The following is a 13,915-nucleotide window of genomic DNA, read 5'->3' on the forward strand; positions in this document are numbered from 1 at the left end:
GCTTCCCGCTACACCGCCGCGTGCCTACCCCCCGAGGTAAGCCTCCTCGACCTTGGGATTGGCCAGCAGGTTCTCGCCTGAATCGGACAGGACGATCCTGCCGGTTTCGATCACGTAACCACGGCGCGCGATTTTCAGGGCCTGGCGGACGTTTTGCTCGACCAGCAGGATGGTCAGGCCGGCGCGATTGATCTCCGTCACGGTCCGGAAGATTTCCTGCACCATCAGCGGCGCCAGCCCCATCGAGGGTTCGTCCAGCAGGAGCAGCTTCGGTTTTGCCATCAGCGCACGGCCGATCGCCAGCATCTGCTGCTCGCCGCCGGAAAGGTTGCCGGCGAACTGTCCGGCGCGGTCCTTGAGGCGGGGAAACAGCTGATAGACCTCGTCCAGGGAGTCGCCGACCCCGGCCTTGTCCGGGCGGGTGTAGGTGCCCAGCTGCAGGTTCTCGGCGACCGTCAGGGTCGTGAGGATCGCGCGGCCTTCGGCCACCTGTACCACGCCGCGCTGGACGATCTGGTGCGGTGCGAGGCGGGTGATGTCCTCGCCCTGGAACTCGATCTTGCCGCGCGAGGGTTTCAGCAACCCGGACAGCGCCAGCAGGGTCGTGCTCTTGCCGGCGCCGTTGGCGCCCACCAGGGCGGTGATTTCGCCTTCATTGAGGTCGAAGTCCAGGCCCTTCACGGCCTCGATGTGGCCATACCTCACGGCGAGGTCGTGCACGCGCAGGATCTCGCTCATGCCGCGTCCTCCTTGCCGAGGTAGGCTTCGATCACTTCCGGGTTGTTGCGCACCTCGTCCGGCGTGCCTTCGGCGATGATCCGGCCGAAGTTGAGCACGGCGATGCGGTCGCACACGCCCATCACGAAGCGCATGTCGTGCTCGATCATGAAGACCCCGTAGCCGCGCTGGCGGATGTTGCGGATTTCTTCCATCAGGACGGTCTTCTCCGCGGGGTTCATGCCGGCGACCGGCTCGTCGAGCAGCAGCAGCTTGGGCTCGGTGGCGAGCGCCCGGGCGAACTCCAGCTTGCGCTGGTCGCCGTAGGACAGGTTGTCGGCCAGCATGTCGGCCTTGTGCGCGAGTCCGACCCAGGTCAGCAGTTCGAGCGCGCGCTCGCGTGCGCGGCGTTCCGCCGCACGGTAGGCCCGCGTGTTGAAGAAGAGCCCGGCGCCTCCGTACTTCAGGTGCTCGTGCCGGCCGACCATGACGTTTTCCAGCAGGTCCATTTCCTTGAAGATGCGGATGTTCTGGAAGGTGCGCGCCACGCCGCGCTGCGTGATGCGGTGCGGGGCCAGGCCGAGCAGGCTTTTGCCGCGGAAGTCGATGCTGCCGCTGCTCGGCGCGAGGAGGCCCGTGACCAGGTTGAAGACCGTCGTCTTGCCGGCGCCGTTCGGGCCGATGAGGCCGTAGATGCAGCCCGGGGGCACTTCGAAGCTGACGTCGTGCAGCACGTGCAGGCCGCCGAAATGCTTGCCGACGTTGCGGATGGACAGCAGATTGGCGCTCATGCCCGCTTCCCCTTGTTGCGATTCAGCCAGTTGCGGATGCGGCGCGGCTCCCAGATGCCCTTGGGCAGGAAGAGGACGACCAGCACCAGGATGGCGCCGTTCACCAGCGAGCGGAAATCGTGCAGCGAGCGCAGCAGTTCCGGCAGCAGCGTGAGGATGGAGGCGCCGAGCATCGGGCCGAGCAGGCCGGAGGTGCCGCCCAGTACGGCCATGGTCAGGATGTCGACGGCGTTCTCGAAGCCGTATTCGCGCGGGCTGATGAAGAAGGTGAGGTGGGCGTTGAGCGCGCCCGCGATGCCGGCGATGAAGCCGCCGAGCACGAAGGCGAGCAGCTTGTAGCGATCGACGTCGACCCCCATCAGGCGCGCCGCCACCTCGTCTTCCTTGATCGCCTCGAAGGCGCGGCCGACCTTGGAGCGGCGCAGGCGGGCGAGGCCGTAGACGGTCAGGGCGAGCAGCAAGGCGATGTGCCAGCCCTCGGTGGCGAGCGGAATGCCGTTGAGGCCTTCGGGGCCGCCGGTGATGTCGAGGTTGAGCACCGTGATGCGCACCACCTCGCCGAACGCCAGCGTCGCCATCGCGAGGTACACGCCCGACAGGCGCAGCACCGGTGCGCCGATGATCAGGGCCACGACGGCCGGTGCAATGCCGCCGGCGAGCAGCACGGTGCCGAAGGGCCATTCGAGATGCAGCGTCAGCAGGGCCGACACGTAAGCGCCGATGCCCATGAAGGCGGCATTGGCGAGCGACAGCAGGCCACAGGACAGGGTGAGCCAGATCGACAGCGCGAGCAGGGCGTGGACGCCCACCAGGAACACGAGCGTGCTGTAGGTGGACCAGAAATCGCTGAAATTGCCGGGGAGCCATTCCATCATGCTTTGCGCTCCAGCTTGCGCCCGAAGAGCCCCGACGGGCGCACCAGCAGGATCAGGAAGAGCAGGCCGAAGGCAACGGCGTCGCCCATCTGGCTCGAGAGGTACGCCTTGCTGATGACTTCGGCGAAGCCGAGGAAGAGGCCGCCGAATAGCGCCCCGCGGATGTCGCCCATGCCGCCGAGGATGATCGCCGCGATGCCCTTGTGCAGGATGGGCTGGCCCATCTGCGGTGTGATGGCGTTGAAGTTGAGGCCGATCAGCACGCCGGCGATGCCACCGAGCGCGGCCGCCGCGAACGAGGTGACGTGGAACAGGCGCTCGACGTTGATGCCGAGCAGCCAGGCCGCCTTCGGCGACTCGGCGATGGCACGCAGGGCGCGGCCGAGTTGTGTGCGCTTGAGCACGGCGAACAGCACCGCCATGAGCGCGAAGGCGATCGCGACGATGGCGATTTCCAGCGCGCGGACATGCACGTCGCCAACGACGAACTCGCCGGCGGGCAGGGTGCCGTCGGGGAAGCGCAGGAGTTCCGCGCCGAACAGACCCTGCGCGGTACTCGTGAGCATGATGCCGACGCCGATCGTGGCGATCATCGGGATCAGGTGCGGCGCGTTGCGCGCGCGCAGCGGTCTGAGGATCAGCACGTCGACCAGCAGGCCCAGGGTGCCGCTCACCAGCATCGCGCCGAGCATGGCCGCCCACAGCGGCGCCTCGAGGCGGGTGACGAGGGCCAGGGCGGCATAGCTGCCCACCATGAACACCGCCCCGTGCGACAGATTGATCACCGCCAGCACGCCGAACACCAGCGTGAAGCCTAGGGCGAACAGCGCATAGACGCTGCCAAGCGTCAGGGCGTTGAGAAGTTGTTGTTCAAGCATCGGAAGATCCCGTGGGTGGAACGACACGCCGCGCCAAAAACAATGCGGGGCAGATTCTCATCGGCCCCGCATGTCTGGCGGATGCTGGCTTACTTGGCGTCGTGCAGCGCGAACTTGCCGCCCTGGACCACGTAGATGAACGGCTTCTGGTCGGCATCCCAGCCGCCGGGCTTGCCGTCCTTGGTCTTTGCCGGACGGAACTTGAAGGGGCCGGTGACGCCGTTGATCGCCACCTTGGGCAGGGCGTTCTTCACCGCCTCGCGATCGGCATTCAGGTCGCCGGAGAGCTTGACGTCCTTCAGCGCCGCCGCAGCGACGTACAGCGCGTCGTAGGCCTGGGCGGCGAACTGGTTGGGCTCGGCGTTGTATTTCTTCTGGTACTCGGCGACGAAGGCCTTGTTGACCGGCGCCGGGTTGGTATTGGCCCACGGGCTGCCGACGAAGGTGCCGTCACCGGCCAGCTTGGAGATCTCGAACAGCTTCGGCGAGTTGAAGCCGTTGCCGCCGATGAAGGGCACCTTGATGCCCAGGCTGCGCGCCTGCAGGATGATGTTGGCGGCTTCCTCGGCGAGGCAGGAACAGACCACCGCGTCCGGTGCCGAGGCCTTGATCTTGGTGAGCTGGGCCTTGAAATCCACGTCACCCTTGACGTAGGTCTCGGTGGTGGTGACCGGCAGCTTACGTTCTTCCAGCACTTTCTTGAAGACGTCGTAGCCGCTCTTGGTGAAGGCGTCGTCGTTGCCGTAGATCACGGCGACCTTCTGCAGCTTGTATTGCTTGGTCGCGGCAGCGACGGTGACCGGCAGCACGTCCGATTCCATCACCGAGTTGCGGAAGACGTAGGGGCCGATGTCGGTGATGCCGTTGGCGGTATTCGAGGTGCCGAAGACGACGACCTTGGCGGCGTTGGCGACGGGGCCGGCGGCGAACATCGAGTTGGACAGGGTGGGGCCGAAGATCATCAGCACCTTGTCCTGGAAGATCAGTTTCTTGAAGACGTTGATGCCTTCTTCCTTCTTGCCCTGTTCGTCCTCGATGACGAGCTGGATCTTGTTGCCATTGATGCCGCCCTTGGCGTTGATTTCGTCCGCGGCCAGCTGAAAGCCGTTGCGGATGGGGACGCCATACTGGGCCGCCCCGCCGGTCAGCGCTTCGGCGACGCCGATCTTGATGTCGGCAGCCTGGACGAGGCCGGCACAGGCGAGGGCGCCACAAACGACGAGGGTCTTCGACATCAACTGCATAAGTCCTCCAGTGAATTTGTTTGGATTAAGGGAACTTGCTGCCCATCGCTCATTGAACCGTACCCTTCCCTACAAGGCAAACACGTTGATAGGTCCATCCAGCGCCCGGATGCGTCCGCGGTGCCGCGCCAGAACTCGCAAGACGTGGATTTAATGCAAGAAATGGACAATTCGTGTGTTGTCGGGCGGGGCGAAGCCGGGCTCTGCGCGACGCGGCTGCCGCCGCTGGATTGGTTGCCGCCCTAATCCGGCTCAGCGACGGGCGTCGCGCCCTGCCATCGTTCCGAGCGCGCGAGTTCCCGGCACAAGGGGCCGGTGAGCGAGGCCACCGCCTCCGCTGCCGCCGACAAGGGCAGGTGACGCGACGCGCACAGCACGACACGCCGGCTCAGCGTCGGGCGTGTCAGCGCGGTGTCCGTGAGCAGGCCGGCGTCCAGCTCGTGGCGCAGCGGCATCGGGGGCAGCAGCGTGTGGCCGAGACCGGCCAGCAGGCTGGTGCGCAGGATGCTGATCGAACTGATGTCGGCCACCACGTTGGGAGGCGGCAAGCCGTGCTCGCGCGCGGCCTGCTCGATGATGGGGCGCACGCCGTGCGGCGGTGCGGGCAGGATCAGCGGCAGCGCCAGCGCAGCGGCGAGGGTGACCGATTTCCGGTGCGGGCGGTCCGGCGCCTGCGCGGGGGAAATCAGCATCAGGCGCTCGTCGAGCAAGGGCTGTTGCGTGAATTCGCCGATCTGGCCGTCGTCGAAGAGCACCGCGAGGTGAAGCTGGCCGCTGCGCAGCTGCAGCACCAGGTTGCCGGTGAGCTCCTCGGTCAGCTCCAGCTCGACTTTCGGCAGCTGTTCGCGCACCGCCTGCAACAGCGGCAGCGCGAGCGCGGCCGAGACGCTGTGCGGAATGCCGAACACCACCTTGCCCGTCGGCTCGCCGCGCGCCGTCTGCACCGCGACGCGCGCATCCTCCACCTGCCGCAGGATCGCCGCCGCATGGGCGAGAAAGATGCGCCCCGCCTCGGTCGGCTCCACGCCGCGCCGCGAGCGGTGGAACAGCGGCGTCCCCAGCTCCTCTTCGAGCTGTGCAAGCTGGTGGCTCAGTGCCGACTGCGCGACGAACACCTGCTCGGCGGCTTTCGACAGGCTGCCGGAGCGGGCGATCGCGATGACGTAACGCAACTGGCGCAATTCCATGCCGAGGATTGTAGCGGTATCTGAAAAAGAGATCGAACAATCGCGATTCTGTATTTTTCAGATCGTACCGATGCGGGTCTAATGAATCCATCCGTAGCCGATGCATCCCCCCGCCGTCACAAGCGACGGGCCCCGGCGACACCTCGCCAGGATGCCTCGGCCCGGCCTTCCCACCGGAATGCCGAGCGCCGGACGCTCCGCCCACCGGCGTGCGATGATCCTTCCGGGCCAACCCGCATTGTGCGGCGTTGGCCCGTGTCATTTATGCCGGCCGTCGTTCTGTGTCGGAGGTGCCGGTGCGACCAGACTGCACGAATCGCAAGCAATGCATCCGGCGGAAGGCGTTTTACCATGAGAACCGTTTGCGGGTCTGTTCCATGTCAGCGCTTCGGTTACAACCGCTTGGCCAATTCCTCCAAGGCAACTACGCAGTTGTCCAGGTAGTCTTGCTTTACCGTCACACGGTGTCCATTGACGGATTGCTTCCCGGCTCGAACATAGGAGAATGGCTGGCCTTTTGCGAAAGCAACGACCCCAGTTGTCTGGAAATCGCGAATGCTAACAAAACCTTCGTCCGCCTTCTCAAAGGTAAATAAGTCGGGGTTTGTTTTCAATAATGTGGCGACGTCAGAACGAATTGCTTGAAGAACAGCCGCATATGCCGAGGCTTCGCCCATGTACTGAGTAAGACGATTCCTCGCAATCAAGTGAATGGACGTGAGCAAGTCCTATTGTTCCTCTTTGCCCTGTGGATTGGCGACTCGCAGAACCGATAGCCGAGAGCCCTCAGGCGCGGAGCCAACCCCTGCCCTGCGTTCGAGTAACGCGATTCGACCCTTCAGCCCTCAGCACTGAGATCGAATGCGCTTTGCGGACTCTTCGGCGGCCAGCGCCCGGCGGCCTTGCGGTCTTCGAACCAGCGGTGCATCGCTGCATCTTCGACCGCGTATTCTCCGCGCGCTGATTTCCACACCAGCGCGGGCATTCGTTGCCGCAAGGATTCCAGTGCATTCTGGGCGCGTTGTGCCGTCACCTTTTCCGCGGTCTGTGCGCGGTAGAAGGCCAGCGCCTCGGCGTCGTAGGGGCGGAAACGTGTTCCCACTTCGAGCATGCGCCACAGGACGGCCTGCTCCAGCGGCTTGAGGCCCAGGTAGTCGGATTCCATCTGGGATTCGTCATCGCACTGGCGCTGCAAGGCAGCCTCGAGCATGGCCAATTCGAAGCGCTCGGTAATCCCCGCAAGTGGGCTGAGTGCCTGGCCCAGCGCTTCCATGAAGAACTGAGGACGATAGCCAAATCCCTCGAATGCCTTGTAAAGGGTGCCGCGATCAACGCGTCCAAGATCCGGGCGCTGTGCTTCGATCAGATGCGCGATGAAATCGATGAAGCGCTCATCCAGTGGGGGCATGCGCTGAATCTGGGAGCCGTAGAACGGTGCGCCGTTGGAATTCACCAGGCGCAGCAGTTTGTCGCGATCCGAACCGGACATCACAAGCATCAACTGCACGTTTCCCGGTCGGTTCATCTGGTCGCGTGCGGACTTCAACGCCGACATTGCGTTTTCGCCCGCGGCGCTGGTCAGCGCGTGCTGCGCTTCGTCGATGATCAGCGTCACGGGTTTGCCAGCGGTTTCGTTGAGCGCCCGTAGCGCGTCGACCAGCGTCAACCCGTCGACCTTGCCGATACGGGTGGCATCGACGTGCAGCCAGCCGCCGAGATTCACCTTTTCGAGCCCCGCACTCTTCGCCGTCCTGGCGACGACGCCCAGATGCGGTTGTAGTGCGCGGCCGATCGCTTCCGCGATCAGGACGCCAGGGTCGCGCGCGGCATCGGCCCACAGGTCAACGTACACAACTGCCACGCCGGCCGCTTCAAGGGCGGGACTCAGGTCGCCGCGCAGAAAGGTCGTCTTGCCTGTACGACGCGGCGCGGCGAGGAATAGGCCGTTATGCGCATCGCTGAAGCTGGCCTTGCCCTGCAGGGCGGTGACCAGTTCACCGGCTAGCTCGGCTCTGGAGAAGGAGATCATGATTTTATCGTGGATTATGCAGTTTTGGATAAATTATCAAAACGTGAATAAAAAGCAATAATCACCTGACAGGGGCGAGGCGTCTTCGGCCTGACCGGCGTCGCGCAGTTGCAGGGCGAGCTCGCGGATGCGCTCGTCGAGGAGCAAGTCATGGAGCCCGTCGGGAAGGATGGTCATGGGCGCTGGATTCTGCTGAAAGCCGACGCATCAGGAGTATTGCCGGAGCATACCCCGGCGCGATTGTCGCGCGGCCGGGTTTCCCGCTCATGCGCGTCGCATCACGCCTCGACCACTCGACTGTCGGCCGATTGACCGGCCTTTTCCGCAGCGCGACGCCACCCCCCGCCGCATTTGCGCGCGCCATCGCCGCCGCGATCGGCGCACAATGATCCTTCCACGGACGCCCGCGTGGTCAGCGCAGCGCATGCGCCGCGGGTGTGAAGGTGCGCATCACTCGCCAGCGTACGGTCGGAAGATATCGCCCGACACAGTGATGCGGACATAGCAGCCGGCGTAACGTCCGGCCGCCCGTGGCCACTCGCCGGTCGCGTCAGCGCCGTCGGAGCATCCAGACGCTTTCGGTGGCCGGGCACTTGCCTTTCAGGCCGCCCGGCACGTCGATCTGCACGAGCCGGGTGAGGTGGTAGGCAGCCTCGTAGTGCTGCCGTACCTCGTCGCCTTCGACCGCGAAGGGCGGCCCGGCGTGCTGGTCCTGCTCGTATTCGAAGCAGATGAGCAGCTGGGGCGCGCCGTGCGTGATGGCGACGAGATGGGCGGCGTAGCGTGGCCGCACGCCTGGCGGCAGGGCGACGAGTGCGGCGCGGTCGTAGACTGCGTCGACCGGGCCGAGAATTTCCGAGGTAAGACTGAAGATGTCGCCCACGTAGATGTCGAGATTCTCGGCCGTGTAGTGGTCGAACGGGCCGGCGCGCGACACCGTCGGTTCCACGCCGAGCTCGGCAAAGAGCTGCTGGATGGCGAGCGGGCTCAGTTCCGCGCCGACGACGCGATAGCCCTGGGCGAGCAGCCAGTGGATGTCCAGCGTCTTGCCGCAGAGCGGCAGGAAGATGCGGCTGCCCGGTGCGAGCGCGAGCGCATCGAAGTGTTCGAGGAGCAGCGGATTGGTGTCACTGCCGTGGAAACCGATCTCGTTGCGCTCCCATTTCGCGTGCCAGAAGTTGGCGTCCATGAGCGAAGCCCCTGCGGTTGTGTTGCGGTGGACCGGACAGTTTAGCGGCGCTGCGGGCCCGGACGATATGAAATCTGCCGACGCATCAGCGCACCAGCTCCGCGGCCAGCGTGCGGATCATGCGCTCGGCCTGGCCGAAGTAGCTGCGGCCGAAGAGGTTGAGGTGGTTGAGGATGTGGTACAGGTTGTAGAGCGTCTTGCGCAGTTCGTAGCCCTCGGCGGGCGGCCAGGCGCTGCGGTAGGTGGCGTAGAAGGACGGCGGGAAGCCGCCGAAGAGTTCGCTCATCGCGAGGTCGGCGTCGCGGTCGCCGCGGTAGACGGCGGGATCGAAGAGGACCGGGGTGCCGTCGGCGGCGATGGCGGCGTTGCCGTTCCACAGGTCGCCGTGCAGCAGGCTCGCACGCGGGCGGTAGTCGAGGAACACGGCGGGGATGCGTTCGAGGACCTTGTCGGCGTCGCGGCCGACCGCGCCCGCGTAGCCCTTCGCGCGCGCCAGCTGTAGCTGCGGCCGCAGGCGGCAGTCGACGAAGAACCGCGCCCAGGCGTCGTGCGGCGTGTTGAGCTGGGGCGTCGCGCCGACGTAGTTGTCGCGCGTCCAGCCGAACTGTTCGCCGGTGTCGCGGTGCAGCGCGACGAGCGCTTCGGCGAAGCGTCGGCCGTCCTCGGCGCTCGCGAGCGGGCGCAGCTCCAGGTGTTCGAGTAGCAGGAAGGCGTCGGTGTCGGTGGCGCCGCAGGCGAGCGCGCGTGGCACGCGGAAGGCGTCGCAGGCCGCCAGCGCGGCGAGGCCGTCGGCTTCGGCCTCGAACATCGGCCGCGTCGCGGCGTGGTTGAGCTTGAGGAAGTACCGCCGGCCGCCGGCTTCGACTTCCCGCGTGCGATGGATGCAGCCGCCGCCGACCGGCCGCAGCCGGGCACCCGCGAAATCGATGCCGCTCGCGGCTGCGAGGGCGCGGGCGAGGTCGTCGCCGAGGTTTTCAGGGTGTTCCACCGCTTGGCTCTCCGTTCGTGGATGTGTGAGTCTACGACTTCAACGACGGCGCGGCACGGCGAGAAGGCATTTGCACGTATTCTCGCGATCCTCGCCGGATCAGGATCGGGCACGGGAACGCACTTCAGGAGAGCACATGGAAATTCGCGATGCGCGCGCGGACGATGCGGAAGGCATCATGGCGATCTACAACGACGCGGTCGCCAACACCACGGCGATCTGGAACGAGACGCTGGTCGACGCGGCGAACCGGCGCAAGTGGATCGCCGACCGTCAGGCCCTCGGCTACCCGGTACTGGTCGCGGCGGGCGCCGACGGCGCGGTGCTGGGCTACGCCAGCTTCGGCGACTGGCGTGCCTTCGACGGCTATCGCCATACCGTCGAGCATTCGGTGTACGTGCATAAGGACGGCCGCGGTGCGGGCCTCGGCAAGGCGCTGATGCTGGCCCTGATCGAGCGTGCCCGGGCGCTCGGCAAGCACGTGATGGTCGCGGGCATCGAGGCCGGCAACGAGACTTCGATCGCGCTGCACCTGAAGCTGGGCTTCGCGCGCACCGGCCTGATGCCCGAGGTCGGGACCAAGTTCGGCCGCTGGCTGGATCTCGCCTTCCTGCAGCTGAAGCTCGACGACGCGCTGCCGCGCTAAGGCCCGTTTTTCGGGCGGGCGATGTGGGCGGTCGCGCAGGATGCGGACCCTGCGCGACGTGCTATGTCCTTGCCGCGGCCTCGTGCGCGGCAATGCAGGCGACGAGCTTCTTGTCGACGGTCGTCGTATGCAGCGCGAACCAGTTGAACATGAACTGCGCCAGCTCCTCGAGGGGGGCGCTATCGGTGTAGTACGCGTGGACTTCGTTTTCCAGCCGGCGCAGCAGCCACGCGTGTTCGTCGCGATGCTCGTCGTAGTCGGGGTAGCCGATGTCGAGCATGATGTTCTCTTCGCTGATGAAGTGGAACTCGGCGTACTTGCGCACTTCGAGGAGCAGGCGCAGCGCCTTTTCCTTGGGGCAATCGCGCTCGGCTTCGACGGATACCGCACGGATGAGATCCACGAAGGCCCGGTGCTCGGCGTCGATGCGCGGGTGCCCGATTTCGAATTTACTGTCCCACTTGATGTCGATCACGTTCGCCTCCGTCCGGCGCGTCAGGGCGCCGGGCGCTTTCCGCCCGGTACCCCCGGCACCGGGACCTCCGGAAAGCGCGCGTAGTGCATATCCTAAGCGAATATGCACATGCCGGCAGCTATCGTGCGCTGCGGGCCGCCAGGGCCGGGTCGGGCATCGCCGGTTCGGCGGCGGGTGCGTGCCCGCGCAAGCCCGGGATGTGGCGCTGCACGAGCGCCAGCGCGAGGAGCGTGAACACCATCGAGAAGCCGAGCAACGAGAGGTAGCTCGACGCGCCGCCCGAGGTGATCACCGCGGCGCCCGCGAAGGAGCTCAGGATCGCGCCGAGGCGCCCGAAGGACAGCGCCGAGGCGGTGCCGGTCGCGCGCACCATGGTCGGATAGACGTAGGCGCACAGCGCGTACATCGTCGCCTGCACCGCGATCACGAACATGCCGTGCAGGCCGAGGCCGATCATCAGCCAGGTCGTGTTCGCCGAGAAATCGACCCCCTGCAGCATGAAGGCGCTGGCCGCCGCACCAATACTGGCGAGGATCAGCGGCCAGCGCGAGCCGTAGCGCGTGATCGCCAGTGCGCAGCCGAGCGAACCGATCACGCCACCGAGGTTGTAGGCGGTGAGACCGGAGCCGGCCAGCGTCGCGGGCAGGCCTTCGGCCGCAAGCATCGTCGGCAGCCAGCTGAAGGCGGTGTAGGTGGCGAGCATCACGAGGAAGAAGCCGGCCCAGATCGCCAGCGTGTCGCGCGCCCGGCCGGCCTGGAACAGCGCCGCGAAGCCCGCGCTGTGCCCGGCGCCGGCTTCGGCGGCATCGACGAATACGGTGCCGGGAGCGGCAGGACGTGCCATGCGCGCGAGGAGCTGGCGCAGTTCCGGCCAGCGGGCGGTCTTGCGGGCGAGGTAGCGGGCGGATTCGGGCATCAGCGCGAGCAGCACGAGGCTGTAGGCGACGGGGACCGCGCCGCCGATCCAGAACAGCCCGCGCCAGCCGAGTACGGGCAGGATCGCGGCGGCGAAGAGACCTGCAAGCATGCCGCCGAGCGGGTAGCACACGATAGTCGCGGTGACGGCGAGCGTGCGCCGGCGGGCTGGCGTGAACTCCGCAGTCATCGTCGAGGCGCTCGGCAGCGCGCCGCCGATGCCCAGTCCGGCGAGGAAGCGCAGCACGGCGATCGTCGTCACGTCCGGCGCGAAACCGATCGTGATCGTCGCGGCACCGAACAGGAACACGCTCGCGGCCAGCACCAGCCGCCGGCCGAAGCGGTCCGCAACGATGCCGGCGCACGCGCTGCCGACCGCCATGCCGACAAGCCCCGCGGCCACGGCGGGCGCGAACGCGGCCTTCGTGATGCCCCACTCCTTGATCAACATCGGGATCGCGAAGCCGATCAGCTGCCCGTCGAAGCCGTCCAACACGATCGCCAGCGCGGCGAGCATCACGACGAGCCTCTGCATCGAGGTGAAGGGGCCGTAGTCGAGAATGCCGCCGATATCGACGGCGGAAGAGGAATGGGAATGCTGCTGCATCGGCATGTCTCCTGAGAATTGCCGGTCCGCGCCGGAACGGGCGACCTGTTTGCGGGAAACGATACTATTTTGATTGATTGACAGCAAGCAATTTGTATCACAACAGTAACGGCGGCGCGATCAGGCGCCTTCACGCCGGCGGGAATTCCTTGCAGAAGCTGTGGTCTTTTCAGGGGCTTCATGCGTTAACGAAACGTCAGCCAGTCGAATGGGGAGACCACCATGAAATGGCTCAAACTTGCGCTTGTTGCACTCCTGGTGCTGGGATCCGCGTTGCCGGACATGGCTGCGGCCGACCACCGCCGGTTCCGTGGCCACAGCCGTTCGAGCATCGGCCTCTTCGTCGGCGTCCCGCTGTACTGGGGGTGGCCGGGGCCGTATTACTCCCCCTTCTACTCGCCCTATCCCTACTACTACCCGCCCTATTACAGCTATCCGCCGGTCGTTACCGTGCCGTCGTCGCCGCCCGTCTATATCGAGCGCGAGGACGAAGCGGACGCGGACCGCGCGTCGCCGGGCGGTTACTGGTATTACTGTGACCGGCCAGCCGGCTATTACCCGGACGTGAAGGAATGCTCCGGCGGCTGGGAACGCGTGAAGCCGCGGTCGTCGCGTTGAGGGGGATCCGAACATGAGCACCTGTTTCCGTTTTGTGCCGCTCGCGCTCGCGCTGCTGACGGCCGGCTGCGTGTCCATGCCGTCCGGGCCGAGCGTGCTCGTGCTGCCTGGCACCGGCGCGAGCTTCAGTGAATTCCGTGCCGACGACGTGGCCTGCCGCCAGTACGCGCGCGAGTCCATCGGCGGGCGCTCGGCCGAGCAGGCCGCGACCGACGCCGGCGTGCGCAGCGCGGTCGTCGGCACCGCCATCGGCGCCGCCGTCGGCGCCGCGGTCAATGGCGGCCGCGGTGCCGGGGTGGGTGCCGGCACCGGGCTGCTGGTCGGCAGCGCGGCGGGCAGTGGCACGGCCGAGGTGTCGGGCTACGAGGCGCAGCGGCGCTATGACCACGCCTATGTGCAGTGCATGTACGCAAGCGGCCACCGCGTGCCGGTGCAGGGCCGGTATTCGCCCGGCCGCCCGGATCGTTATCGCAGCCCGCCTCCGCCGCCGCCCGCCGGCACGCCGCCTCCGCCGCCGCCCGGCGTGCGCTGAGCGGTCGGCCGCGGCCGCCGTCGCGCCCGTCGGCGTGATCGCGTGGCCCGCGTTCAATACTTCACGCCAGGCCGGGGCGGCGTCTCGCTATGCTGGAGCCATTCGACGCCGCCCGGAATGCGTCCGGGCGAGTTCGCCGAACGGGCGGCCATCCCCGCCACCACGAGGATGGGCCGGAAGAAGCCGAGCGGCGACTTTCGTGCCGGAACCCGGCGATGGGGCCG

General features: G+C 66.6%; 16 protein-coding genes. 3 read left to right on the forward strand and 13 right to left on the reverse strand.

Features of this window, described 5'->3' with window-relative positions:
* Positions 1–24: 24 nt before the first annotated feature.
* From CDA09_RS00750 to CDA09_RS00795, 11 genes are all read right to left on the reverse strand, one after another.
* Complete coding sequence (locus CDA09_RS00750; protein ID WP_121426871.1) at positions 25–738, reverse strand: ABC transporter ATP-binding protein; 714 nt, start codon at positions 736–738, stop codon at positions 25–27.
* On the reverse strand, positions 735–1,508 hold the full coding sequence (locus CDA09_RS00755) for an ABC transporter ATP-binding protein (protein WP_174718395.1): 774 nt from the start codon (positions 1,506–1,508) through the stop codon (positions 735–737). Before CDA09_RS00755 ends, CDA09_RS00750 begins: the two co-directional genes overlap by 4 nt.
* Complete coding sequence (locus CDA09_RS00760) at positions 1,505–2,383, reverse strand: branched-chain amino acid ABC transporter permease (protein ID WP_286164328.1); 879 nt, start codon at positions 2,381–2,383, stop codon at positions 1,505–1,507. The genes CDA09_RS00755 and CDA09_RS00760 overlap by 4 nt, the downstream gene beginning before the upstream one ends.
* On the reverse strand, positions 2,380–3,261 hold the full coding sequence (locus CDA09_RS00765) for a branched-chain amino acid ABC transporter permease (protein WP_121426872.1): 882 nt from the start codon (positions 3,259–3,261) through the stop codon (positions 2,380–2,382). Before CDA09_RS00765 ends, CDA09_RS00760 begins: the two co-directional genes overlap by 4 nt.
* An 89-nt stretch (positions 3,262–3,350) precedes the next feature.
* On the reverse strand, positions 3,351–4,496 hold the full coding sequence (locus CDA09_RS00770) for an ABC transporter substrate-binding protein (protein WP_286164329.1): 1,146 nt from the start codon (positions 4,494–4,496) through the stop codon (positions 3,351–3,353).
* Between the two features lie 251 nt (positions 4,497–4,747).
* Positions 4,748–5,692, reverse strand: a complete 945-nt coding sequence (locus CDA09_RS00775; protein WP_121426874.1) for a LysR family transcriptional regulator — start codon at positions 5,690–5,692, stop codon at positions 4,748–4,750.
* Positions 5,693–6,084: 392 nt separating this feature from the next.
* Positions 6,085–6,417, reverse strand: a complete 333-nt coding sequence (locus CDA09_RS00780; RefSeq protein WP_174718396.1) for a hypothetical protein — start codon at positions 6,415–6,417, stop codon at positions 6,085–6,087.
* 113 nt (positions 6,418–6,530) lie between these two features.
* Positions 6,531–7,721, reverse strand: a complete 1,191-nt coding sequence (locus CDA09_RS00785; RefSeq protein ID WP_121426875.1) for an ATP-binding protein — start codon at positions 7,719–7,721, stop codon at positions 6,531–6,533.
* Between the two features lie 36 nt (positions 7,722–7,757).
* On the reverse strand, positions 7,758–7,898 hold the full coding sequence (locus CDA09_RS23230; protein ID WP_164844346.1) for a hypothetical protein: 141 nt from the start codon (positions 7,896–7,898) through the stop codon (positions 7,758–7,760).
* Between the two features lie 373 nt (positions 7,899–8,271).
* Positions 8,272–8,910, reverse strand: coding sequence for a thiopurine S-methyltransferase (tmpT, locus tag CDA09_RS00790; RefSeq protein WP_121426876.1), 639 nt, complete (start codon positions 8,908–8,910; stop codon positions 8,272–8,274).
* An 85-nt stretch (positions 8,911–8,995) separates the two neighbouring features.
* The gene (locus CDA09_RS00795; RefSeq protein ID WP_121426877.1) at positions 8,996–9,898 is read right to left on the reverse strand and encodes a fructosamine kinase family protein; all 903 of its coding nucleotides are present in this window, start codon (positions 9,896–9,898) and stop codon (positions 8,996–8,998) included.
* 136 nt (positions 9,899–10,034) lie between these two features.
* Here CDA09_RS00795 and CDA09_RS00800 point away from each other — a divergent pair, with 136 nt between their 5' ends.
* A complete protein-coding gene (locus CDA09_RS00800; RefSeq protein ID WP_121426878.1) occupies positions 10,035–10,544 on the forward strand; it encodes a GNAT family N-acetyltransferase in 510 nt (169 codons plus the stop codon).
* 61 nt (positions 10,545–10,605) lie between these two features.
* Here CDA09_RS00800 and CDA09_RS00805 read toward each other — a convergent pair whose 3' ends face one another.
* Entirely contained in the window at positions 10,606–11,019 is a 414-nt protein-coding gene (locus CDA09_RS00805; RefSeq protein WP_121426879.1) for a bacteriohemerythrin, read from the reverse strand.
* A gap of 118 nt (positions 11,020–11,137) precedes the next feature.
* Positions 11,138–12,541, reverse strand: a complete 1,404-nt coding sequence (locus CDA09_RS00810) for an MFS transporter (RefSeq protein ID WP_121426880.1) — start codon at positions 12,539–12,541, stop codon at positions 11,138–11,140.
* A gap of 222 nt (positions 12,542–12,763) precedes the next feature.
* Between CDA09_RS00810 and CDA09_RS00815 the strand changes: the two genes are divergently transcribed.
* Together CDA09_RS00815 and CDA09_RS00820 are read left to right on the forward strand one after the other, a co-directional pair.
* A complete protein-coding gene (locus CDA09_RS00815; RefSeq protein WP_121426881.1) occupies positions 12,764–13,159 on the forward strand; it encodes a hypothetical protein in 396 nt (131 codons plus the stop codon).
* A gap of 13 nt (positions 13,160–13,172) precedes the next feature.
* The gene (locus tag CDA09_RS00820; protein ID WP_121426882.1) at positions 13,173–13,691 is read left to right on the forward strand and encodes a YMGG-like glycine zipper-containing protein; all 519 of its coding nucleotides are present in this window, start codon (positions 13,173–13,175) and stop codon (positions 13,689–13,691) included.
* Positions 13,692–13,915: the final 224 nt, after the last annotated feature.

Source organism: Azoarcus sp. DN11 (genome assembly GCF_003628555.1).
In the GTDB taxonomy this organism is placed as follows: Bacteria; Pseudomonadota; Gammaproteobacteria; order Burkholderiales; family Rhodocyclaceae; genus Aromatoleum.